Raw genomic sequence first — 26125 nt, 5'->3', positions numbered from 1 at the left:
CCTGAGGGGGGTGGGGTGCGGCGGGCGGGGGTGTCGTCGTTCGGGATCAGTGGGACCAACGCGCATGTCATCCTCGAACAGGCACCCGACGACCCGGAACCCGAGGACCTCCCGGACGATGAAGGCCCGGTGCCGCTCGTCCTGTCGGCGAAGACCGGGACGGCGCTGCGGGCGCAGGCCGGGGCACTGCACGATGTCCTCACCTCGGGCAGGGCGCCCGGCCTGCGCGACATCGGCCTCACCCTCGCCAGGCGCCCCAGGTTCGAGCACCGGGCCGTCGTCGACGCCGACGAGGAGAACGCGGTGGCCGCGCTGGCGGCGCTCCGCGACGGCGAACGCCATCCCCGAGTCGAGGCGGGACGCGCACTTCCCGACCAGCGGCTCGCGTTCCTCTTCTCCGGGCAGGGCACCCAGCGGACCGGGATGGGCGCGGAACTGCTGGAGACATCCGCACCCTACGCGAAGGCGTTCGACGAGATCTCCGCGTCGATGGAGCCGCACCTGCGTGTCGGCCTGCGGGAACTGGTCACCGGCGACGCGGACCGGCTGCGGCGGACCCGGTACGCACAGCCCGTGCTGTTCGCCCTGGAAGTCGCCCTGTACCGGTTGGCCGAGTCCCATGGGCTGCGGCCGGACTTCCTGATCGGCCACTCCGTCGGCGAGCTCGCCGCGGCCCACGTCGCGGGCGTCCTGGACCTGGACGATGCCTGCGCGCTGGTCACCGCGCGGGGCAGGCTCATGCAGTCCGGCAGGGAGGGCGGGGCGATGGCCGCCTTCTCCGCCACCGAGGCCGAGGCGGCGGAGCTGGCCGCCGCCTCCGGCGGCAGGGTGGAGATCGCCGCGGTCAACGGCCCCGCGGCGGTGGTGCTGTCCGGCGACGCGGACGAGATCGACCGCCTGGTCGGGCGATGGAAGAAGACCGGGCACAAGGCCGCGCGGCTGAAGGTCGACCACGCCTTCCACTCCGCGCACATGGACGGAGTCCTCGACGAGTTCCGCCGGGTGGTGTCCGGACTCTCCTTCCACACCCCCCACCTCCCCGTCATCTCGACGGTGACCGGAACGCTCGCCGGCGAGGGGGAGATGTCGGCGCCGGACTACTGGGTCGCCCAGCTTCGCGGAGCGGTACGGTTCGCCGACGCGGTGCGCGCCGCACACCGGTCGGGGGTGACCCGGTTCGCCGAGCTGGGGCCGGACGGATCGCTCGCCGCGATGGCGCGGGAGAGCACCGACGGGGTGCTCGCCGTACCCCTGCTACGGCCAGGCCGGCCGGAGGCGGCCACCTTCGGGGCCGCGCTGGGCGCGTTGCACGCGGCGGGGGTTCCGGTCGACTTCGGTCCGTTGCTGGCCGGTGGCCGGCTGGTGGACCTGCCCACCTACCCGTTCGAGACACGGCACTACTGGCTCCTGCCGACCGAGGACGACGGGCGGCCCGCCACCTATGGGCTGGACGCCTCCCCGCACCCGCTGCTCACGGCCTCGACCGAGCTGCCGGACGGCGCACGGCTCTTCACCGGCACGCTGTCCGCGCGCAGACAGCCGTGGCTGGCCGAGCACCGCGTCGACGGACGGCTGCTCGTCCCGGCCGCGGCACTGGCCGAGCTGGTTCTGGCGATCGGTGCGAGCATCGGCCGCCCCGCGCTGGGCGATTTCGTGATGCGCACGCCGCTGGAGCTGGACGGCGCCGCGGAGACCTGGCTCCAGGTGAGCGTGTCCCCGGCAGGGGAGCTCACCGTGCGCGGCCGCGCGGCGGGCACGGAATGGACCTCCCACGTCACCGCGATGCTCACCGACGCGGAGATCACCCCCGGCCGCGCGGCAACGCCCTTCGAGTCCGGCACCCGCCTCGACGAGGGCGGCCTTGAGGCGACCTACCGGCTGCTGGCCGGGCACGGCTACGAGTACGGGCCGGCGTTCCAGGGGTTGGGCGCGGCCTGGCTGAACGGGGCGGATCTCTACGCCGAGGCGGAGCTTCCCGCGCCGCTCCGGGGCGAGGCCACCCGGTACGGTCTGCACCCGGCTCTTCTCGACGCCGTCCTGCACACGATCTCGTTGCATGGGATCGACGGGCCGCGGCGCGTCCCCTACGCCCTGGACGGGGTACGGCTGCACGCCGCGCACGCGACCAGGGTGCGGGCCCATCTGACCCCGGTGGACCCGGACACCTACCGGATCGACCTGACCGGCGACGACGGGCAGCCCGTGCTGACCGTGGAACGGCTGCGGCTGCGCCCGCTGCCGTCCGCGGCGGGGCTGTATCGCCTCCGCTGGGAGGCCGTGGCGCCGCCGGTGCCCACGGCCGGTGACCTCACGGTGAACAGATCTCTCCCCGAGCGGCTCACCGGCACCGTGCTGCTCGCCCTCACCGACGACGGCGACGATCCGTACGCCGAGGTGGAGAGGGCGCGCCAGGCCGTCCGGCGTTGGCTGGCCGAGGCGGAGGACGGACTGCTGGTCTTCCTCACCCGAGGTCTCGCCGTCGACGACGGCGAGACGGCGCGCCCCTCGGCCGCCGCGTTGTGGGGCCTGGTACGGGCGGCACGGGCCGAGCATCCCGGCAGGTTCGCGCTGCTGGACATCGGCGACGACGAGGCAGCCGATCCCGCGCTGCTCGCGGCGATCGGTACCGAACTGCCCGAGGCAGCGCTCCGTGACGGCGTACCGCGGGTTCCCAGACTGTCGCCCGAGCCCGAGCCCGAGCCCGAGCCCGAGGCCGGTGCCGAACCCGGAGCGGGAGCCGGAACGGGAGCCGGAGCCGAATCCGAGTCCGGAGCCGAGCTCGACTCCGGACTCAGGACCATGACCGAGTTCGGATCCGAGCCCGAGCCTGGAACCGGGGCCAGGCCCGCGGCGGACGGAGCGGCCTGGCCGCGCAGCGCCGCGGGTGGCACCGTGCTCATCACCGGCGGCCTCGGCGCGCTCGGCCGCCGGATCGCGCGCCATCTCGTCACCCGGCACGGCGTGAGAAACCTCCTGCTGGTCAGCCGTCGCGGCGAGGAACACCCCGACGCCGCCCACGTCGAGGCCGAACTGGCCGCACTCGGCGCCCGCGTCGCCATCCGGGCCTGCGACCCGTCCGACCGGGACGCCCTCGCCGATCTGCTGACCGGGCCGGACACCCCGCTGACCGGTGTGGTGCACGCCGCGGGTGTCGTCGAGGACGCGGCCGTCGAACGGCTTCCCGCCGACGCGCTCCGCCGGATGATCGAGGCCAAGGCCGTGGCAGCCGGCAACCTGGACGAGGCCACGCGCGGCACAGAACTCGACGCGTTCGTGCTGTTCGGATCGGTCGCCGGCGTCGTCGGCACCGCGGGGCAGGGCGGCTACTGCGCGGCCAACGCGGCGCTGGAGGCGATCACCCACCGCAGGCGGCTGGCCGGCGGGCACGGGGTGACCGTCCACTGGGGGCTGTGGGACATCGGCACCGGCATGGGCGCCGGGCTCACCGAACGCGACGTCGCCCGCCTCGGCAGGGCGGGCATCAAGCCGATGGGCGAGGCCGAGGGGATCGCGCTGTTCGACCGTGCCCTGCGGCTGGACACCGCCGCGGTGGTCGCGGCGCACCTCGGCCCTCGGGCGGTGGAACGGCACCGCGGCCCCGCCGCCGTCCGGCGGGCGCCGGACACAACGAACACAACGAACACGACGGACGCGTCGGCCACGCCGACGCGGGACACCTCCCATCTGGTGCTCGACGCGGTCGCGGCGGTGCTCGGACACGCCGGCGGCGCGGAGGTCGACCCGGAACGCTCCTTCAGCGACCTCGGTTTCGACTCCCTGACGGCGGTGGAGCTGCGCGACCGGCTCAGTGGCGAGCTCGGTGTCCGCCTGCCGGGAACGATCGTCTTCGACCATCCGAACCCGGTCGCCCTGATCCGTTTCCTCGACGAGGTGACGGGCGCCGGAACGAGGGACGAGCCGAAGGACCCGGCCGCGCCGCGCGGTGCCGCCGACGACGCGATCGCGATCGTCGGCATGGCGTGCCGGTTCCCCGGCGGGGTGCGTACCCCGGCAGAGCTGTGGGAGTTGCTCGTCTCGGGGGGTGACGCCATATCGGAGTTCCCCGCCGACCGTGGCTGGGACCCGGATCTGTTCGACCCCGATCCCGAGCGCTCGGGGACCTCCTCCACCCGGCACGGCGGTTTCCTGCGCGACGCCGCCGAGTTCGATCCCGGGTTCTTCGGGATCAGCCCGCGCGAGGCACTCGCCGTCGACCCACAGCAGCGACTGCTGCTGCAGACAGCGTGGGAGGCGGTGGAGGACGCGGGGATCGACCCGGCCGCCCTGCGCGGCACGCAGAGCGGCGTCTTCGTCGGCGTCATGTACTCCGACTACGGCGCGCGGGTGCACCAGCGCCGCGGTACCGCCGGGGATCTGGAGGGATACCTGGTGAGCGGCAGCGCGGGCAGCGTCGCCTCCGGCCGCATCTCCTTCACCCTCGGCCTGGAGGGGCCGGCGGTGACCGTGGACACCGCCTGCTCCTCGTCGCTGGTCGCGGTCCACCAGGCGGCTCAGGCGCTCAGGTTGGGCGAGTGCGCGCTCGCCCTGGCCGGCGGCGTGACCGTCATGGCGAGCCCGGCCACGTTCATCGAGTTCAGCCGGCAGCGCGGCCTGGCACCCGACGGCCGCTGCAAGCCGTTCTCGGCCGACGCGGACGGTACAGCGTGGGGTGAGGGCGTCGGGCTGCTCGTCCTGGAGCGGCTCTCGGACGCCCGCCGCAACGGGCACCGGGTGCTGGCCGTCGTCCGCGGTTCCGCGGTCAACCAGGACGGCGCCAGCAACGGCCTCACGGCGCCGAACGGACCCTCCCAGGAGCGGGTCATCCGCGGTGCCCTGCGCAGCGCGGGACTGCGGCCCGCGGACGTGGACGTGCTGGAGGCGCACGGCACGGGAACCAGGCTCGGCGACCCGATCGAGGCCGGCGCGGTGCTCAACACCTACGGTCGCGACCGCGAGGACCGGAGCCCGCTGCTCATGGGCTCGGTGAAGTCGAACATCGGGCACACGCAGGCCGCCGCGGGGGTCGCCGGGATCATCAAGATGGTGCTCGCCATGCGGCACGGGCAGGTCCCGGCCACCCTGCACCGGGGAAGGCTCACCGAGCACGTCGACTGGTCGGACGGCACCGTGTCCGTGCCCGCCGAGCCGGTCGCCTGGCCGGACACGCCGGGGCCGCGCAGGGCGGCGGTCTCGTCGTTCGGTATCAGTGGCACCAACGCCCACGTCGTCCTCGAGTCGGGTGAGGAGACGCCCGTGGCGGCGGGCGACGGCGCCGTCGACGGAGCCGTCGACGGAGCGGTGGTGCCGTGGGTGCTCAGCGCCCGTGACGCGGCCGGTCTGCGGGAGCAGGCGGTCCGTCTCAGGCGGCACGTGCTCGCCACCCCCGGTCTGCGGGCCATCGACGTCGCCCTGTCCCTGGCGACGACGCGGACCGCCTTCGAACGGCGTGCCGTGGTGCTCGGCCGCGACCGGAGCGAGCTGCTCGCGGGCCTCGACCACCTCATCGACGGCACCGCGACGCCGCCCGGGGCTTTCCCGGCGGTGCTCACGGGCACACCGGCGCGCGGCGGGACCGCCGTGCTGTTCACCGGCCAGGGCAGCCAGCGCGTCGGCATGGGAGCCGCGCTGTACGGCTCGTTCCCGGCGTACGCGCGGGCCTTCGACGAGGTCTGCGCCGAGTTCCGCGGGGTGGACGGCACGGACGTGGCCGGAGTGGTGTCCGGGGACATCGCCGCAGGGCCGATCGACCAGACCCGGTACACCCAGGCCGCGCTGTTCGCGGTGGAGGTCGCGCTGTTCCGGCTGCTGGAGTCGTGGGGGTTGCCCGCCGACCTCCTCGCCGGGCACTCCATCGGCGAGATCACCGCCGCCCACGTCGGTGGCACGCTGAGCCTGCCCGACGCGGTGGCACTCGTCGCGACCCGCGGGCGTCTGATGCAGGAACTCCCCGCAGGAGGCGCGATGACCGCGGTCCAGGCCGACCTGCCGACCGTGGAACGGCTCATCGCCGAGACAGGGGCGCGCGTTGACGTCGCGGCGGTGAACGCGCCCGGCTCCGTGGTGCTCTCGGGCGACACCGGAGCCGTCGAGGAACTGGCCGGCCTCCTGGCGGTGAACGGGCACCGCACCAGGTCGCTCACCGTCAGCCACGCGTTCCACTCCGCGCACATGGAGCCGATGCTCACGGCCTTCCGCGAGGAGATCGGCGACCTGCGCGCCGTACCGGGGACCCGCACCGTGGTGTCCACACTGACCGCGCGAGAGAGCGGGGCGGACACACTCGGGTCGGCCGCGCACTGGGCCGCCCAGGTACGCGGGACCGTGCGGTTCGCCGACGCGGTCGGCCGGATGCGGGAGCTGGGCGCGGCGCGCTTCCTGGAGGTCGGGCCGGACGCCGCGCTGACCGCGATGGTCCGGCAGCACGACCTGGGAGAGGACGTTGTGGCGATCTCCGTGCTCGACCGCAGGCACGACGACGGGTTCGCGCTCTGGTCGTTCGTGGCGCGGGCCTTCATCGCGGGTGTCGCCTGGGACTGGCGGGCACTGCTCGGCGGCAACGGCGAGAACGACAGAAACAGCGAGAACGGCGGAAACGGCAGGAATGCTGGAAACGGCGGAAATGCCGTCATCGTTCCGCTGCCCACCTACCCCTTCAAGCGGGAGCGCCTGTGGCTCCTGCCGCCGGCCGAAGACGGGACCGCCGCCGGAATCGGCGCCGAGGATCCGGGCCACCCGCTGCTCACCGCCTCGATCGCCGTGCCGGACGGAGCACAGACCCTCTACACGGGAGTGCTCTCCCAGCGGCGGCAGCCGTGGCTGGCGGACCACGCGCTGGCGGGTACGCCGGTCCTCCCGGCCACCGCCCTCGTGGATCTGCTGGGATGGCTGGCGGATCGGCACGGCATGACGACGGTGCGGGAGCTCACGCTGCACGCCCCCGTCACGGTCGGTACGGAGGAGGAGGTGCACCTGCGGGTCACGGTGGCGGACGCCACGGTGCGGATACACGCGCGCTCCGGCGGGGAACAGGCCGACGGCGAGTGGACCCTGCACGCCGAGGCCGTGCTGGACGGTGACGGCCCCGTACCCGGCTGGTCGGGTCACCGCCCGCCCGAGGCACGCGCGGTGGACGTCACGGGGATCTACGAGGTCTTCGCCGAGCGCGGGTACGACTACGGCCCGGCGTTCCAGGGCCTGCGCGCACTGTGGACGACCGGGGACGAGCTCTACGCCGAGGTGGACACCGGCGGCGACCTCGTCCCGGGGTTGCTCGACGCCGCCCTGCACGCGTGGATCGCCGACGCGGGCGAGGCGGTGGAGGGAGGCGTCCAGGTGCCGCACACCTGGCGGGAGGTGCGCGTGCACGGCCTGCCGCGAGGGCCGCTGCGGGTCAGGATCCGGCACACCGGTGAAGGGACGTTCGCCCTCGACGTGGTCGACGCGGCCGACGCGGACGACAGGGGCGGCGCCACGGCGCGTCCGGTGCTGTCGGCCGGTGAGGTCCGGGTGCGCAGGGTCGAGGAGAGTGCCCTGTCACGCGGCGGGGTCTCGGCCCGGCCGTACGAGCTCGCCTGGATCCCCGCTCAGCTGGCCGCCACGGCAACGGCGGGCGAGGAGGGCGGCGGGCACGGCGAGGACACGATCGTGCTGACCTTCGGCGGGCACGGCCTGGACCTGCCGTTCGCCACGGTCTCCTACGAGGCGGAGCAGGACGACCCGGCCGCCGCCGTCCGCGCCTGCCTTCTGGCGGTCCGAGAGAGCATCCTCACGCTGCCCGAGCGGACACACCTGGTGGTGGTGACGCGCGGGGCGGTCGCGGTGGACGGTGACGACCGGCTGACGGGGCTGGCGGAGGCCTCGCTGTGGGGCCTGGTCCGCGCCGCACGCAGGGAGTACCCCGGACGGATCAGCATCGTCGACGTCGACGGGCACGGGGAGTCGTCCGCGCTGTTGCCGCACGCGGTGGCGGCCAGGCCCGGTGAGCTCGCCATCCGCCGGGGAGAGGCGTTCCGGCCGCGCCTGCGCGCGGTGACCGGCTCGCCCGGCACCCCGCCGGAGCTCGGGACGGGCACCGTGCTGGTGAGCGGCGCCGGCGGCGCGCTCGGCGCCGCGGTCGTCCGCCACCTCGTCGCCGAGTACGGCGCCCGGCATCTCCTGCTGGTCAGCAGGCGCGGCGACGCCGACCCGGCGCTGCGCGCCCTCGCCGGGGAACTCGGCGACCGGGCGCGGATCCGGACGGCCGCGTGCGACCTCGCGGACACGGCGGCCACCGAGGCACTGCTCGCCGGTGTCGACCAGGACAGACCGCTCGGTGCCGTGTTCCACATAGCCGGCACGCTCGACGACGCGGTGCTGGAGAACACGACCGGCGAGCGGCTGGAACGGGTCCTGCGCCCCAAGGTGGACGCGGCCTGGAACCTGCACCGCCTCACCGGGGATCTGCCGCTGACGGCGTTCGTGCTGTTCTCCTCGGTCGCGGGCGTGCTGGGCAACGCCGGGCAGACGGGCTACGCGGCGGCGAACGCCTTCCTGGACGCGCTCGCCCACCACAGGCGGGCGGCGGGCCTGCCGGGCGCGTCTCTCGCCTGGGGTCTGTGGGAGACCGGATCGGACACCGGGATGGCGGCCGGGCTCGACGGAGCGGCGCGGGCCAGGCTCGACAGGCTGGGCATCCGCGCGCTGCCCGTCGGCGCGGGGCTGGATCTGCTCGACAGGTCGCTGGCGAGCGGCCTGGCCGTGGTGGTACCCGCCTGGTTCGATCGGGCGGCGCTCGCCCGCAGACAGGACGACCTTCCCGACGTGCTCGGTGGCCTGGTCCCCGCCCGGCCCGCCGTGGCGGCCGTGCCGCTCGCCCGGCGCCTGCACGGCATGGAGGAGACCGTGTCGCGCGCCGTGGTGCGCGACACGGTTGCCGGCCGGGTCGCGGAGGTGCTCGGTCTCGCGGGACCGGCGCAGGTTCCCGACGACCGGGGACTGTTCGACCTGGGTCTCGACTCGCTGACGGCGATCGAGCTGCGCGACCGGCTGGGCGCCGAGGTCGGTGAGCGGCTTCCCGCGACCGTGCTGTTCGACCACCCGACCGTACGGGCGCTGACCGAGCACCTGCTGGAGCACCTGCTGGAGCGCAGCGCCCTCGCCCGGCCCGCGTTCGACACGACGGCGCTGGACACCTGGGTCTCCTCGGCCTCGGACCTGGACCCCGGCCACCGGCGTCGCGTCGACCTGGTCCGGGCGCTGCGGGCCGCGCTGAACGCGCTGGACACCGGCGAGACCGCCGTGAACGGCGCGGGAGAGCCGCTCTTTGGCGTGGATTCAGCGTCCGATGATGAGCTGTTCGGGCTGCTGGACCGAGAACTGAGCGACTGATCCGACGTCTCGGGCACTTTCGAGGACGACCACGGGGAGCGGTTCACCGATGGCGAACGAAGACAGGTTCCGCGAGTACCTCCGGCGCACCACGGCCGACCTGATGCGCACCCGCGCGGCACTGGAACGACTGGAGCAGGCCGCCCGCGAGCCGCTGGCGATCGTCTCCATGGCCTGCAGGTACCCCGGCGGCGTCCGGTCGCCGGAGGACCTGTGGCGACTGGTGGAGGCGGGGACCGACGCGATCGGCCCGTTCCCGAACGACCGCGGCTGGCCGCTGGAGGAGCTGATCGACCCCGACCCGGACAGGGAGGGCACCAGCTACGCCGCCGAGGGCGGCTTCCTGTACTCCGCCGCCGACTTCGACCCCGAGCTGTTCGGCGTCAGCCCTCGCGAGGCGCTGACGATCGACCCGCAGCAGCGGCTGCTCCTGCAGACCGCCTGGGAGGTGTTTGAACGCGCGGGGATGGACCCGCGCTCCCTGTCGGGGGAGCGGATCGGGGTGTTCGCCGGCGTCATGTACTCCGACTACGGTTCCCGCCACGTCCGCGCGCCCGAGGGTTTCGAGGGGTTCGTCGGCACGGGAAGCGCGGGAAGCATCGCCTCGGGCCGCGTCGCCTACACCTTCGGGTTGCAGGGACCCGCGGTCACCGTGGACACCGCGTGCTCGTCCTCGCTGGTGGCGCTGCACTACGCGGCGCAGGCGGTGCGCCGGGGAGACTGCGAGATGGCCGTCGCGGGCGGGAGCACGGTCATGGCCACCCCGGCGACGTTCGTCGAGTTCAGCCGCCAGCGCGGGCTCTCGCCCGACGGCCGCTGCAAGGCGTACGCCGCTTCGGCCGACGGCACCGGCTGGGCGGAAGGGGTCGGTCTGGTGCTCGTCGAACGCCTCTCTGAGGCCCGGCGCAGGGGACACCCGATCGTCGCGGTGCTGCGCGGCAGCGCGGTCAACTCCGACGGCGCGAGCAGCCGGCTGTCGGCGCCCAACGGGGTGGCGCAGCGGCGGGTGATCCTCGCCGCGCTGGCCGACGCCGGTCTCGACCCCGCCGAGGTGGACGCCGTCGAGGGGCACGGCACCGGCACCGGCCTGGGCGACCCGATCGAGGCGGGCGCCCTCATGGAGACCTACGGCCGGGCACACCCGGCGACGGATCCGGTGTGGCTGGGCTCGCTCAAGTCCAACATCGGGCACACCCAGGCCGCGGCGGGCATCGGCGGTGTGATGAAGATGGCGATGGCGATGCGGCACGGGATGCTCCCGGCGAGCCTGCACATCGACGAGCCGTCACCGCACGTCGACTGGGACGCCGGAGGGCTCGCCCCGCTCACCGGGGCGAGGGCGTGGCCGAAGCGGGACCGCCCGCGCCGGGCCGGGGTCTCCTCGTTCGGGATCAGCGGCACGAACGCGCACGTCGTCATCGAGGAGCCCGCGGAGGAGCCCTCGGAGAAGACACCCGAGAAGTCACCCGAGGAGCGGTCCGGGGCGCCGGAGTCCTCGCGGACGGGCGGCACCGTGGCTCCGGCGCCGGTGGTGTGGACGGTGTCCGGGCACACCGAGCAGGCGCTGCGTGACCAGATCGGCCGGCTGCGGGCACACGTGGCGGAGAATCCGGGCCTGTCCCCGGCCGACGTCGCCCACAGCCTCCGCACCGGGCGCGCCGACCTGTCCCACCGCGCGGTCGCCGTCGGTACCGACCTCGACCGGCTCGCCGGGGAACTGGCGCTGGTGGAACAGGGACTTCCGTCACGGCGCGCGGTGCGGGGCGAGGCGACGGTGAACGGGCGGCCGGTCTTCGTGTTCCCCGGCCAGGGGTCGCAGTGGGCCGGGATGGCCCGCGATCTCCTCGCCGCCTCAGAACCGTTCGGCGACGAGATGCGGCGGTGCGCCGAGGCACTGGCGCCGCACGTCGGCTGGGACCTGCTGGAGGTGGTGTCCTCCGGTGAGGAGACCCTGCTCGGCCGGGTCGACGTGGTGCAGCCCGCCCTGTTCTCGATGATGGTCTCGCTCGCCGCGGTGTGGCGTTCCCTCGGGGTGGAACCGGCCGCGGTGGTGGGACATTCGCAGGGTGAGATCGCCGCCGCCCATGTCGCGGGAGCCCTGGACCTGGCCGACGCGGCGGCGCTGGTGGCCCGGCGCAGCGCCGCCCTCTCGGACATCGCGGGGAGCGGGGCGATGGCGTCGATCGGCCTGCCCGACGGAGAAGTACGTCGCCGGTTCGGCGGCCGCGACGAGATCGTCGTCGCCGCCGTCAACGGTCCGGACGCGACCGTGGTGTCCGGGGAGGCGGGCGCGGTGCGCGACCTCGTCGCCCGCTGCGAGGCCGAGGGGGTGCGGGCGCGGCTCGTCCCCGTCGACTACGCGTCCCACTCACCGGCCGTCGAACCGCTGCGGGAGCCTCTGCTCGCCCGGTTCGCCGGTCTCCGCCCGCGGACGTCCGCCGTCGGTTTCTTCTCCACGGTCACGGCCGCCGAGATCGACACGAGCGCGCTCGGTGCCGGGTACTGGTACGACAACCTTCGCCGCCCGGTTCGCCTGGCCGAGACCGTCACCGCGCTCCTGGAGGCGGGCCACCGGTGCTTCCTCGAGGTCAGCCCCCATCCGGTGCTCGTGGCTCCGCTGCGCGACACCTTCGACGAGGCCGGTGTGGAGGCGCACGCGCTGGCCACGCTGCGTCGCGGCGACGGCGGGCTGGATCAGCTGCTCACCTCGGCCGGAAGCCTGTTCGCGGCCGGGCTCGGCGTCGAGTGGGGGGCGGCCGCGCGGGGACGTCAGGTCGCCCTGCCCACCTACGCGTTCCAGGAGCGGCGATTCTGGCTCGACACCCGCACCGAGGGGGCGCCGCTCTCGACCGGCCCCGCCGGGGTGGGGCACCCGCTCCTGGAGGTGGTCGTGGAGCCGGCGGACGGGCGGGCGGTGCTGTTCACCGGAGGTGTGCCCGGCGGGCCTGGCGGCTGGGTCCGCGAGCACCGGCTCGGAGAGCGTCCGGTGCTCGTCGGGAGCGCGCTGGTCGAGCTGGCGCTCGCGGCCGGAGAGCGTCTCGGCCTGCCGAGGGTGGACGACGTCGCACTTCTCGCCCCAGTGGACGTGCCGGACGGTCCCGTACAGGTTCAGGTGGAGGTGAACGCCGAGGACGGCGGCGCGGGTGCGACGTTCACGGTCCACGCCCGGCCGGGAGGCGGGGACACCGGAGACACCGGAGACCCCGGAGACCCCGGAGACGCTGCGGAGCCGTGGAGGTTGCACGCCTCGGGCTCGCTGAGCGCGGGCGATGCCGATGCCGACGCCGTCGTGGCGCGGACGGGGATCCCGGGGGAGTGGCCGCCTGCGGACGCCGAGCCCGTCGACGTGGACGCCGGCTACGCCCTCCTGGCCGACGCGGGTGTGCGCTACGGCCCCCGCCTGCGCCGCGTGGGTGCCGCCTGGCGTTCGGGTGGCGGCGTGTTCGCCGAGGTGACCCCGCCGGACGGGGACGGAGGCCGGAGCGGCGCGGGCGGCGAGGGATTCGTGCTCCATCCCGCTCTGCTGGACGGGATGGCGCAGGTGGCCTTCCTCGACCGGGCGGCCGCTGCCTCCGGCCGGGGTGAGCGGCCCGAGGCGGTCGTGCCGTTCAGCTGGAGCGGCGTACGGTCGTACGCCGCCGCGACGGGCCCGGTACGCGTCCGCCTGACCTGGACCGGGCCTGACGCCTTCTCGCTCGCCGCGTTCGACGCCACGGGCCGGACGGTGCTGAGCGTCGAGGAGGTGCGCGTCCGCCCGGCCGCCGAGGGGTCCGGTGAGGCGCAGCCCCCCGCTCCCGTCTCCGTCCCCTGGGCGCACCGCGCGGTGCGACGTTCTCGGGAAGGGCCCGGGCGGGCCGCTCCCGAGGACGCCGGGCCGGTGGACGTGCTGGCGGGGCTTTCCGGGAGCGAGCGGGAGGAGCGGGTGCTGGACCTGGTCGGGCGGGCGGTCGCCGGCATCCTCGGCTACGAATCCGCCCGGGACGTCCGCCCGGACCGGCCCTTCCGCGACCTCGGACTCGACTCCATGACGGGGGTGCGGCTCAGGGACCATCTGAGCCGCCTTCTGGGCCGCCGCCTGCCGAGCACGCTCGTGTTCGACCATCCGAGCCCGCGTGCCCTGGCCCGCCATCTGAGCCGTACCGCGCCGGAGGGCCCGTCCCGCGCCGTGGCCCGGCGCGGGCGGGAGGCCGAGGATCCCATCGCGATCGTCGCGATGGCCTGCCGCTACCCGGGTGGCGTCAGCACCCCCGAACAGCTGTGGGAGCTGCTGGAGTCGGGCGGGGACGCGGTCGGGCCGTTTCCCGCCGACCGGGGCTGGGACCTGGGCGCCCTGTTCGACGACGACCCGGACAATCCGGGGACGTCCTACGCGCGCGACGGCGGTTTCCTCCACGAGGCCGCCGACTTCGACGCGGACTTCTTCGAGATGAATCCGCGCGAGGCCAAGGCCGCCGATCCGCAGCAGCGGCTGCTGCTGGAGACCTCGTGGGAGGCATTCCAGCGCGCGGGCATCGACCCGGCCGGCCTGCGCGGCTCCCGGACCGGTGTCTACGTCGGCCTGATCTACACCGAGTACGGCGGCCGGGCGCAGGACGACCCGCGCGAGTACGGCGGGTATCTGGGCACCGGCAGCGCCGGGAGCGTGGCCTCGGGCCGGATCGCCTACACCTACGGCCTGCAGGGGCCCGCGATCACCGTGGACACGGCCTGCTCGTCCTCGCTGGTGGCGCTCCACCTCGCGGAGCGGGGGCTGCGCGACGGGGAGTGCGATCTCGCGCTGGTCGGCGGGGCGACGCTCATGGCGACACCCGCGACCTTCGTGGAGTTCAGCCGCCAGCGCGGGCTCTCACCCGACGGACGGTGCCGCGCGTTCGCCGACGCGGCCGACGGCACGGGCTTCAGCGAGGGCGTCGGGCTGCTGCTGGTGGAACGACTGTCGGACGCGCGGCGCAACGGGCATCCCGTACTGGCCGTGCTCAAGGGGTCGGCGGTGAACCAGGACGGCGCCAGCAACGGGCTCACCGCGCCCAACGGCCCCGCCCAGGAACGGGTGATCGAGGAGGCCCTGCGCGCCGCGGGCCTCTCACCGGCCGACGTGGACGCGGTGGAGGCGCACGGCACCGGCACCACCCTGGGCGATCCGGTGGAGGCGCGGGCGCTGCTCGCCACGTACGGGGCGGCGCGCGGGGACCGCCCGCCGCTCATGCTGGGCTCGCTCAAGTCCAACGTCGGGCACACCCAGGCGGCGGCCGGCGTCGGCGGGATCATCAAGATGGTCATGGCGCTGGAGCACGGGACGCTGCCGCGCACGCTGCACGTCGACAGGCCGTCGCGCCACGTCGACTGGGAGCGGGGCGGTGTCGCGCTGCTCACCGAGAACACCCCCTGGCCCGCCGGGGAGCGTCCGCGGCGGTTCGGGGTCTCCGCCTTCGGCATGAGCGGGACCAACGCGCACGTCGTCATCGAGGAGCCGCCCGCGCCCGAGCCCGCTCCCGCACCGGAGCCTTTCGGCGGACCGGTCCCGCTCGTCCTGTCGGCGAGGTCGGCGCGCGCGCTCGGAGGCGAGGCGCGGCGGCTGCGCGCCTACCTGGAGCGGCATCCGCAGGTCGCCCTCGCCGATGTCGCGGCGGCCCTGGTGACCACCAGGGCCGAGTTCGGCCACCGCGCGGTCGTCGTGGCCGGCGATCGCGAGGAGGCGCTGGCGGGGTTGTCCGCCGTCGCGGACGGTGCGCCGTCGGCGACGGCGGTGAGCGGGTACGCCGGGGATCCGCGCCTGCCGGTCCTTGTCTACCCCGGCCAGGGTGCGCAGTGGGAGGGCATGGCCCGCGCGCTGCTCACCGAGTCGCCGGTCTTCGCCCGCAGGATCGGCGAATGCGCCGACGCCCTCGACCCGGTGACCGGGTGGTCGCTGCTGGACGCGCTGCGCGGCGGCGTGGGCCTGGGGCGGGTGGACGTGGTGCAGCCGGTCCTGTGGGCGGTGATGACCGGGCTCACCGCGCTCTGGGAGTCCTTCGGCGTACGGCCCGCCGCCGTCATCGGTCACTCGCAGGGTGAGATCGCCGCCGCGCTCGCCGCGGGCGCGCTGTCGCTGGAGGAGTCGGCGGCGGTGGTGGCGTTGCGCAGCCGGGCCATCCGCAAGATCGCGGGCGGCGGGGCGATGCTGTCGGTCGCGGCCTCGCGGGAGCGGGTGCGCGCGGTCCTCGAGAATCTCGGGCTCTCAGAGGATGCAGGGAGCACGGGGAACGCGGGGAACGCGGGGAACGCGGGGAACGCGGGGAACGCGGGGAACGCGGGGAACGCGGGGAACGCGGGGAACGCGGGGAACGCGGGGAACGCGGTGTCGGTCGCCGCGCTCAACGGACCGGCCTCGACCGTCGTCGCCGGCGAGGCCGGGGCGGTGCGCCGCGTGGAGCGGGCACTGGAGGAGCTGGGCGTGCGGGTGCGGCCGGTGGACGTGGACTACGCCTCCCACTCGCCCCAGGTCGAGGCGCTCGAAGCCGAACTGCTGGAGATCCTGCCCTCGCCCGCGCCGGGCCGCGCGTTCAGCGCCGGTGTCTTCTCCACCGTCACCGGCGCGGCGATCGAGCCGGGTGACGGCACCGGCTTCGGGAGCCCCGGCTACTGGTACCGCAATCTGCGCCGGCCGGTGCTGCTGCAGGCCGCGGTGGAGGCGGCGGCCGAGGCGGGGCACGAGGTGTTCGTCGAGGTGAGCCCGCACCCCGTCGTCGGGACGGGAGTCCAGGAGATCCTGGAGGCGCTCCCCGGGGTGGAACGGCCCGCCGTGCTGGGCACACTGCGCAGGGACGACGGGGGCATGGCACGGGTGCTGGTCTCGGTGGCCGAGGCCTGGGTGAACGGGGTCCGGGTCGACTGGCCGGGGTATCTCGGCGAGCGCCGAGGGCGGGTGCCGGTCCTGCCGACCTACGCCTTCGACCGGCACCGGTACTGGCTGGACGCGCCGGTGCCCACCGCCGGGATCCCCGCGGGCGCGCGGCCGGTCACGCATCCGCTGCTGTCCACGGCCGTGCGCGCGGCGTCCGAGGACGGCCTGCTGCTTTTCGGCAGGCTCTCCCTGGACGACCAGCCGTGGCTGGGCGATCACGTGGTGGACGGCGCGGTCCTGGTCCCCGGCGCGGTCCTCGCCGAACTGGCGGGCCACGCGGGGGAGCTGGCCGGTGTCGCGCGGGTGGACGAGCTGACCCTCCGGCGCCCGCTGGTGCTCGATGACTCCGGCGCGGTCGAGATCCAGGTGACCGTGGGCCCGGCCGAGCGGGACGGTCTGCGCCCCGTCGGGGTTCACGCGCGACTGGCGGACACCGGTGACCCGCTGGGTGCGCCGTGGACGGTGTACGCCGCCGGCTCGCTCGCCCCGCTCCCCGCACCCGCCGCCCCGCCGGTTCGTGCCGAGTGGCCGCCATCCGGCGCGGTGCCCGTCGACGTCGGCGGGCTGTACGAGGACCTGGCCGCGAGGGGCTATCACTACGGCCCGGCCTTCCGCGGCCTGCGCGGGGCGTGGCGGTCGGGGGAGGAGGTCCTCGCGGAGGTGTTCCTGGAGGGCCCGCCCGGGTACCGCGTCGCGCCCACGCTGCTTGACGCCGCGCTGCACGCCGTCGGGCTCGCGGACCTGTTCCCCGACGACGGCGCCGTACGGTTGCCCTTCGCCTGGCGCGGCCTCACCCGGTACGCCGACGCGCCCTCGGCGGTACGGGTACGCGTACGCCGCACCGGAGAGGAGACGGTCGCGGTCGACCTGACCACGGCCGAGGGCGACCCGGTGGCGGGCATCGAGGCGGTGACGTTCCGCGCGGCCGACCCGGCGGACCTCGCCGCGGCGGGCACGGAGGACCTGCTGTACGAACTCACCTGGGACCCTGTGCGCCCCGGCGCCGGTGTGCCGCGCGAACGCGTGCGAGTCCTCGGCGCTCCCGGAAACACCGGAAACACCGAGGAGACCGCGGATGCCGAGGAGACCGCCCACCCGCGACTCGGCGCGGTGCTCGCGGCGCTGGACGCGGGAGAGCCCGCGCCCGAGGTGCTCGTCGTCTCGGCGGGCGAAGAGGCCGGACCCGTACCGGAGGCGGTCCGAGCCGCCCTGCTGCGGGTGCTGGAAACGCTCCGGCGAGGGCTGGCCGACGACAGGCTCGCCGGAACGCTGTTCGTGGTGCGCACCTGCCGCGCCGTGGAGGCGGTTCCCGGCGAGCGCGCCGGCGCGCTCGCCGGCGCCGGGGTCTGGGGGCTGGTCCGCGGCGTGCAGGCCGAGGAGCCCGGCCGGGTGGTGATCGTGGACACCGAGACCGTCTCCACGCCCCTCTCGGAGGTCCTGGACGCCGTGGCGTCCGGCGAGCCGCAGATCGCGATCAGGGGCGGCGGGGCACTGGTGCCCAGGCTCCGGCGACGCCGGCGCGACCCGGTACCGTCCGGCGCGGGCAACTGGCGGCTGGAGGCGGCCGAGAGCGGGGTGGCCGACGATCTGGCGTACCGGCCCGTCGAGGACAGGCCACTGGGCCGAGAGGAGGTCAGGGTCGCCGTCCGCGTCGCCGGCCTGAACTTCCGCGACGCGATGCTCACCCTGGGCATGTACCCGGGCGCGGCGGATCTGGGCACCGAGGGCGCCGGGGTGGTGCTCGCGGTCGGGGACGACGTGACCGGTATCGGTCCCGGCGACCGGGTGATGGGTCTCATCTCCGGGGGGATAGGGCCCGAGGCCGTCACCGACCACCGTCTGCTGGTACCGATCCCGCAGGGCATGTCGTTCGCCCAGGCGGCGACCGTGCCCGCGGTGTTCCTCACCGCCTACTACGCCCTGCGCGACCTGTCCGGCGCCCGCCGGGGGGAGTGGGTCCTGGTGCACTCCGCCGCGGGCGGCGTCGGCGGGGCGGCGATCCAGCTGGCGCGCCACTGGGGGCTGACCGTGTTCGGCACCGCGAGTCCCGCCAAGTGGCCCGCGCTCGAAGAGGCCGGACTGCCCCCCGGCAGGATCGCCGGCTCCCGGGACCTGGCGTTCGCCGGGGCGGTGCGGGAGGCGACCGGCGGGCGCGGCGTGGACATCGTGCTGAACTCGCTCGCCCGCGAGTTCGTGGACGCCTCACTCGAACTGCTCGCTCCCGGCGGGCGGTTCATCGAGATGGGCAAGACCGACGTACGAGACCCCGAGGAGGTCCGCGCCCGGCACGGCGTGCACTACCGGGCGTTCGACCTGGCCGAGGCGGGGCCGGACCGGATCGGCCGGATGCTCGCCGAGCTCGCGGACCTGTTCGAGAGCGGGATCCTCACGCCGCTCCCGGTCACCTCCTGGGACGCCGGGCGGGCGCCGGACGCCGTCCGCCATCTCGGACTCGCCCGGCACGTGGGCAAGGTGGCCCTCCGGATCCCGGGGCCGATCCGTGCCGACGGCACGGTCCTGGTCACCGGCGCGACCGGCGGTGTGGGCAGGCTTGTCGCGCTGCACCTGGCCAGGGAACACGGCGTCGGGCACCTGCTGCTGCTGAGCAGGCGGGGCGCCCTCGCGGAGGGCGCCGAACGGCTCCGTGCGGAACTCGGCGGGCTCGGCGTGAAGGTGACGATCGCCGCCGCGGACGTGGCGGACGCCGGCGCGCTGGCCCGCGTGCTCTCGGAGGTCCCCGACGAGCATCCCCTCACGGCCGTGGTGCACGCGGCCGGGGTCCTGGACGACGCGACGCTCGCCAACCTCGTCCCGGAACGGCTCGACGCGGTGCTGCGGCCCAAGGTGGACGGCGCCTGGAACCTGCACGAGCTCACCAGGGACCTCGACCTCGCCGCGTTCGTGCTGTTCTCCTCCGCCGCGGGGATCGTGGGCAGCGCCGGGCAGTCGGCCTACGCGGCGGCCAACGTCTTCCTCGACGCCCTCGCCGTGGCCAGGACCCGCGAAGGGCTCCCGGCCACCTCGATCGCCTGGGGACTGTGGCGGTCGGAGAGCACCATGACCGGCTCGCTCTCCGCCGTCGACCGGGCCAGGATGGCGCGGTCCGGACTGCTGCCGCTGTCACCGGGACGTGGCCTGGCACTGCTGGACGCGGCGATGGCGGCGCCGGAGCCGACCCTGGCCGCGGTCCGGCTGGACCTCGCGAGGCTGGCGGGGGTCCCCGACCCGGCCCCGCCGCTGCGGTCCCTGGTGCGCGGCCGCGCACTTTCGGCGAAGGCCGACGGCTCCGGCGGGTCCGACCCCGCCGAGCCCGCGCTGGCGCGGATGCTCGCCGACACCGAGCCGGCGCGCCGCGGGGAGCTGATGACCGAGACGGTCTTCCGGTATGTGGAGGCGGTGCTCGGGCGGGCTCCGGGGGAGGCGGCCGAGGAGGGCCGCAGCTTCAAGGAACTCGGCTTCGACTCGCTGACCGCGGTCGAACTGCGCAACCGGCTCGGCAAGGCCACCGGGCTGCGGCTCCCGGCGACCATCGTGTTCGACCATCCGACCCCGGCCGCTCTCGCCGGCCACCTGCTCGGCCGGCTCGCCCCGGCCGAGCGGGAACCGGGCGTGCGGAAACCGGGCGCGGGGGCGGGCGGGGAGGTCCCGGCGACCGCCGAGGAGCTGTTCAGGTTCATCGACTCCGAGCTTCGATCCTAGGGATGGCGGGCGGTATGAGTGACGAGAAGAAGCTGGTCGAGTACCTCCAGTGGACGACCGGTGAGCTCGCCCGGGTGAAGAGGGAGCTGGCCGCGCTGTCGAACCCGGACCCGGTGGCCGTGGTCGCGATGGCCTGCCGCTACCCCGGCGGGGTGCGCTCGCCCGAGGACCTGTGGCGGGTGGTCGCCGACGGCGTCGACACCGTCGGTGAGCCGCCGCGGGACCGCGGCTGGGACCCGGCCTTGCGGGAGCGGGCGAGGGCCGGTGGCTTCCTGGACGACGCGGCAGGGTTCGACGCCGCCTTCTTCGGGATCTCCCCCAGGGAGGCCGTGGCGATGGATCCGCAGCACCGGCAGCTGCTGGAGGTCTCCTGGGAGGCCCTGGAGCGCGCGGGGATCGTCCCGAGGTCGCTGCGGGGCAGCCGGACCGGGGTGTTCACCGGGGTGATCTACCAGGACTACGCGCCCGCGATCGACGACGCGCCCCCCGAGCTCGACGGCTACCTCATGACCGGCAACGCGGCGAGTGTGGCGTCCGGGCGGGTGGCGTACACCTTCGGCTTCGAGGGGCCCGCGCTCAGCGTCGACACCGCCTGCTCGTCCTCGCTCGTGGCGATCCACCTCGCCGCCGACTCGCTGCGCCGCTCCGAGTGCGACCTCGCGCTCGCCGGAGGGGTGACGGTGATGGCCACCCCCCGGGTCTTCGTGGAGTTCGGGCTCCAGGGCGGGCTCGCCGCGGACGGTCGCTGCAAGGCGTTCGCCGACGCGGCCGACGGCACCGGTTTCGGCGAGGGCGTGGGGGTGCTGGTGCTGGAGCGGCTCGGGGACGCCCTGCGCAACGGGCACCCGGTCCTGGCGGTGATCCGCGGTTCGGCGATCAACTCCGACGGGGCGAGCAACGGGCTCACCGCGCCGAGCGGGACCGCCCAGGAGAAGGTGATCGAGGCGGCCCTGCGCGGCGCGGGGCTGTCGCCGGCCGAGGTGGACGCGGTCGAGGCGCACGGGACCGGCACCGCGCTCGGGGACCCGATCGAGGCGGGCGCCCTGATCGCGGCCTACGGCACCGCGAGGCGGCGACCGCTGTGGCTGGGTTCGGTCAAGTCGAACCTGGGGCACACGCAGGCCGCGGCGGGAGTCGCCGGTGTGATCAAGATGGTGCAGGCGCTGCGGCACGGCGTGCTGCCCGCGACGCTGCACGTGGCCGATCGGTCCACCCTGGTCGACTGGGACGACGGCGGGGTGGAACCGCTGGAGCGCGCCCTTCCCTGGCCGCGCGGCGACCGTCCGCGCAGGGCGGGTGTCTCCTCGTTCGGGATCAGCGGGACCAACGCGCACCTGCTCGTCGAGGAGGCGCCGGTGGCCGAAGGGGAGTCACCGGCCGCAGGGGCCGAGGCAGGGAACCCGCCGGTGGCCGTCCCCTGGCTCCTTTCCGGCAAGACGCCCGAGGCGGTGCGGGCACAGGCCGCCCGGCTGGGTGACCTCCTGCGCTCAGGAAGGGAGACCGATCTCGCCGCCGTGGCCCGCACCCTGGCGGGACGGCGCTCGGAGTTCAGGTACCGGGCGGTGGCGCTCGGCTCCGGCGCCGCCGAGCTCACCCGCGAACTGGACGCGCTCGCCGGGCCGTCCAGCCCGATCGTCACGGCGAGCGCGGCGCCGAAGGTGGCGTTCGTGTTCAGCGGCCAGGGCACCCAGCGGGCGCGGATGGGACGCGAGCTGTACGAGAGGTTCCCGGTCTACGCCGAGGCGTTCGACGCCGCCTGCGCCGCACTGGACCTGGCCAGACGGGTCCACCACGCCGAAGGCCCGCCCCTGGGCGAGGTGGTGTCCGCCGCGGCCGACGGCCCGCTGGGAGGGCTGCTGCGGCGCACGGAGTTCGCCCAGCCCGCGCTGTTCGCCACCCAGCTCGCGCTCTGCCGGCTCGCCGAGCACCTGGGCCTGGTCGCCCACGCGCTGCTCGGCCACTCCGTCGGGGAGCTCACCGCGGCACACGTCGCCGGGGCGCTCTCGCTGGAGCAGGCCGCGCGCCTGGTCGTGGTACGGGCACTGGCGATGCAGTCCGCGCCGGAAGGCGGGGGCGGCGGGGGCATGGTGTCACTGCGGGCCCCCGAGGCGGAGGTGCGGGCATCCCTGGCCGAGCTGGACGGACGGGTGTCCGTGGCGGCGGTCAACGGGCCGAGGTCGACCGTGGTCTCCGGCGACGCGGACGCGGTGCGGGGGCTGGCCGCCCGATGGCGCTCCCGTGGGGTGCGTACGAAGGCGCTCGCGGTCGGCCAGGCCTTCCACTCGCCGCACATGGACCCCGCGCTGCCGCGGCTGGTGGAGGCGGCGGCGGAACTGGACGTCGGCGAACCCGCGACCCCCCTGGTCTCCAACACCACGGGCCTGGTGGCGACGCGGGACGCGCTGGCCGCACCGGACTACTGGGCCGCCCAGGTGCGCGGCACGGTCCGTTTCCACGACGGCGTGCTCACCCTGCGGGGCCTGGGCGTCGACACCTTCGTCGAGATCGGCCCCGACACCACGATGACCGGCATGATCGCGGACTGCCTGGCAGGGGAGCGGGACGGCGTGTCGGCGATCCCGCTGGTGCGAGACCCCGCGGCGGAGGCCCGGTCGGTGTTGCGCGGTGTCGCGCAGGCCCACGCGCGCGGCGTGCGGATCGACTGGGAGAAGGTGCTCGGCGAGGGGCCGGTCGCCGATCCGGCCACCGTGCCGACCTACCCGTTCCGGCACGAACGCTACTGGCTCATCCCGCCGAGGAGACACGGACGGGACCTGCCACCGTACGAGCCGCACGAGCCGACGACGGCACCGGCCGCATCGTCGCCGGTGCCGTCGTCCGGCCTGCCCGAGGGCGAGCGCCACGACCTCCTGACGTCGCTGGTGCTGACGGCGGTGGCCGACGCGCTCGGGCACTCCCACGGCGCGATCGGCCCGGCGGACGACCTGACCCAGATCGGCATCACCTCCTTCGGTGCGCTGGAGATCGCCGCCAGGCTCTCCAGGGAGATCGGCGTCGACGTGCGGGTGGGACTGGTGCTCGACCACGGCACCGCCCGCGAACTCGCGTTCCGGCTGGAGGAACTGCTCGGCCCGCAGAACGCGCCGGCACTGCTGGAGAAGCGATGACCTCCACGAGCGCCGAGGCGCGCGCGTGCCTGCGCTCGCTGCACCGCGAGGGGGCGCTCGCGGCGCGCTACGACGAGGTCGCGGCACTGCTGGCCGCGATGGACGAGGAGGACGCCGCCCGGTCGGCGCGGCTGCTGGAGCGGGTCGACGTGGAGGCCGCCCGCGAACACCATCCGGGGCTTCCGCTCGCGGCCGTGACCGTCACCGGACACGGCACGCTCGGTGCGCTGCGCACCGCGCTCACCGGCGAGCTGGCCCGCCACGGGTATCTGCCGGACGTCCGGCTCGCCGACTTCGGCTCGTACGCGTTCGAGCTGGGCGATCCCGGCAGTGCCCTGTACGCCGGACGGCCCGACGTGACCGTCTGCGTACTCGACCACGCGGCCGTGTTCGACGAGGTCGGCGTGCCGTTCACGGTGGACGACGTGGAGCGCGTGCTGGAGGAGAAGCTGGCGCTGTGGCGGCGGCTGGCGGCGCGGTTCGGTGAGAGCGGGTCCGGCGCGCTCGTGTTCAACACCGTCCCGCTGCCCCGGGTGTGGCAGGCGCAGTTGCTGGACCATCCGTCCAGGGCGCGGCTCGGCGCGGTCTGGCGGCGGGCCAACGCCGAGTTGCTGGCGTTCGGCGAGTCGGTGGAGCCGGTCGTGGTGATGGACCTCGACCCGCTGCTGACGGCGCCGATCGAGCTGTCCGATCCGCGGTTCGAGGTCTACGCGCGGGCGCACCTGTCGGACGCCCTGCTCGGCGCGTACGCCCGTGAACTGGCCCACCTGGTGCGGGCCCGGACCGGGCGTGCCAGGAAGGTGCTCGCCGTCGACCTCGACCAGACGCTGTGGGGCGGAGTCCTCGGCGACGACGGGGTGGAGGGCATCGAGGTGGCCCACGGACGGCGAGGCGAGGCCTTCCGGCGGTTCCAGAAGGTGGTGGCGCAGCTGCAGTCGCAGGGTGTCCTGCTGGCCGCGGTGAGCAAGAACGACCAGGAGACCGTGCTCGCCGCGCTGCGGGAACACCCCGACATGGTGGTGCGCGAGGACGCCTTCGTCCGCATTCTCGCCAACTGGCGGCCGAAACCGGCCAATCTGCGCGTCCTGGCGCGGGAGCTGAACCTGGGCGGGGACAGCGTGGTGTTCGCCGACGACAGCGTCCACGAGTGCGCCGCGGTCGCGGCGGAGCTGCCGGAGACGGCGGTGATCCACCTGGACGGCGACCCGGCGCTGCACGTGACGCGGCTGCTGGCCGACGGCTGGTTCACCGTGAACGAGGTGACCACGGAGGACCGCGTCCGGACGCGGCGCTACCACGAGGAGGTGGCGCGCTCGGAGTTCCTGTTCGCGGCGGGGTCGGCCGAGGAGTTCCTGGGCGGGCTGGGGGTGTCCGTACGGCTGGCGCCCGCCACCGGCGCCGACGTCGCGCGGCTGTCGCAGATCACCTTGCGCACCAACCAGTTCAACCTCACCACCGAGCGCCTCTCCCCGGAGGCGGTGCGTGAGCGGGCGGAGCGGCCAGGGTCGCGGGTGCTGACGCTGTCGGCGGCCGACCGGTTCGGGAGCAACGGGATCGTCGGAGCGGTCTTCCTGCGGGCGCTGCCGGAGGGGTTGCTGATCGAGAACCTCCTGCTGAGCTGCCGGGTGTTCGCCCGGGGGATCGAGCAGGCGTGCCTGGCCGCGGTGCTCGGCCAGGCACGTGCCGCGGGTTTTCCGGCCGTGCACGGTGACTACGTGGCGAGCGCGAGGAACGCGAAGGTCGCGGACTTCTACCCGCACTACGGGTTCACCGCGACGGAGGTGACGCCGCGGCGGTCGCGGTACGCGCACGACCTCGGCGAGATCGTCGGCGTGCCCGGCCATCTCACGCTGGAGGTCGCGGGCCGGGTGGTGCCGGCCCCGGCCGGTCCCACGGAGGCGGCGTTGACAAGCTGAGGCATCCTCGATTTAACTTGCGGACATAACGTGAGGAAGCCTCCGTATATGTGTGAACGGGATGAGGGAGAGGGCATTGCCTGAGGGAATCGCGGTCTCGGTGCACGACACCGCGCCGGTCTGGCGAGGTGACACGGCGGGTGACGCGCTGCGCCGTTCGATCGATCTGGCCAAGGCCGTGGAGGCGCTCGGTTACCGGCGTTACTGGGTGGCCGAACACCACAACACGCCGGCGCTGGCGGCGTCGAGCCCCGCGGTGCTCGCCGGGCCCATCCTGGAGGCGACCTCCAGCATCCGGGTCGGCTCGGGTGCGGTGCTGCTGCCGAACCACTCGCCCCTGGTGGTCGCCGAGCAGTTCGGAGTCCTGGCCGGCCTCTATCCGGGCCGGGTCGACCTGGGGCTCGGGCGCGCCCCTGGCGGCTCGGGCGAGATCGCGGCCCGCATCGGCGACCCGCGCCGGCTGGACTTCGGCGACGCGCTGCACGAGTTGCGCGAGTACTTCGCCGGAGGCAGCGGCGGCGTGCGGGCGATCCCGGAGCCGGCGATCGCGCCCGAGCTGTGGATGGTGGGCTCCAGCGTCGGCAGCGCCGCCTACGCGGGCCGGGCGGGCCTGCCCTACGTCTACGCGCACGCGATCGTGGGGGGCGGCGCCCCCGAGGCACTCGACGCCTACCGCCGGGCCTTCCGGCCCTCGCCGTGGCTGTCCGAGCCGCACGCGTGCGTGGCGGTGATCGTCGTCGCCGCCGACACCGACGAGCGGGCCCACCGGCTGGCCGCCTCCTTCGTGTTCGGCCAGATCCTGATGCGCACCGTGGATCCGGGCACCGTGCTGCCCACCGAGGAGGAGACCGCGGCGCACACGTTCACCCCGCAGGAGGAGCGCTTCCTGCGGGACCGGATCGACCCGCAGTTCGTCGGCTCCCCGGAACGGATCACTCCCCGCCTGACCGAGCTGCTGCGCCAGACCCGCGCCGACGAGCTGTTCGTGCTCACCCAGGTGCCCGACCACGCCGCCCGGATCCGCTCGTACGAGTTGCTCGCCAAGATCGTCTCATCCCTGTAGGCCGCACGGGCCGGTGCGCCCGAGCACCGGCCACAGCTCTCCTCAGCCCGCGTTCAGCCCGGCTTTAGAA

The 26125-nt window shown here is 74.8% G+C and carries 5 protein-coding genes; all 5 read left to right on the top strand.

The window, feature by feature from the left end; all coding sequences use genetic code 11:
• Nucleotides 1–15: 15 nt before the first annotated feature.
• Entirely contained in the window at nucleotides 16–9366 is a 9351-nt protein-coding gene (locus ACFY3D_RS34565) for an SDR family NAD(P)-dependent oxidoreductase (RefSeq protein ID WP_389987601.1), read from the top strand.
• Between the two features lie 49 nt (nucleotides 9367–9415).
• Nucleotides 9416–19948, top strand: a complete 10533-nt coding sequence (locus ACFY3D_RS34560) for an SDR family NAD(P)-dependent oxidoreductase (protein WP_389987598.1) — start codon at nucleotides 9416–9418, stop codon at nucleotides 19946–19948.
• 14 nt (nucleotides 19949–19962) lie between these two features.
• Nucleotides 19963–23076 (top strand): type I polyketide synthase, encoded by a 3114-nt coding sequence (locus ACFY3D_RS34555; protein WP_389987595.1) that lies wholly within the window; start codon nucleotides 19963–19965, stop codon nucleotides 23074–23076.
• Complete coding sequence (locus tag ACFY3D_RS34550; protein ID WP_389987592.1) at nucleotides 23073–24992, top strand: HAD-IIIC family phosphatase; 1920 nt, start codon at nucleotides 23073–23075, stop codon at nucleotides 24990–24992. The genes ACFY3D_RS34555 and ACFY3D_RS34550 overlap by 4 nt, the downstream gene beginning before the upstream one ends.
• A 76-nt stretch (nucleotides 24993–25068) precedes the next feature.
• The gene (locus tag ACFY3D_RS34545) at nucleotides 25069–26055 is read left to right on the top strand and encodes an LLM class flavin-dependent oxidoreductase (RefSeq protein ID WP_389987589.1); all 987 of its coding nucleotides are present in this window, start codon (nucleotides 25069–25071) and stop codon (nucleotides 26053–26055) included.
• Nucleotides 26056–26125 lie beyond the last annotated feature (70 nt).

The sequence above is a fragment of the Streptosporangium sp. NPDC000509 genome (genome assembly GCF_042898365.1).
GTDB lineage: Bacteria > Actinomycetota > Actinomycetes > Streptosporangiales > Streptosporangiaceae > Streptosporangium.
This window is presented reverse-complemented; position numbering and strand designations above follow the sequence as displayed.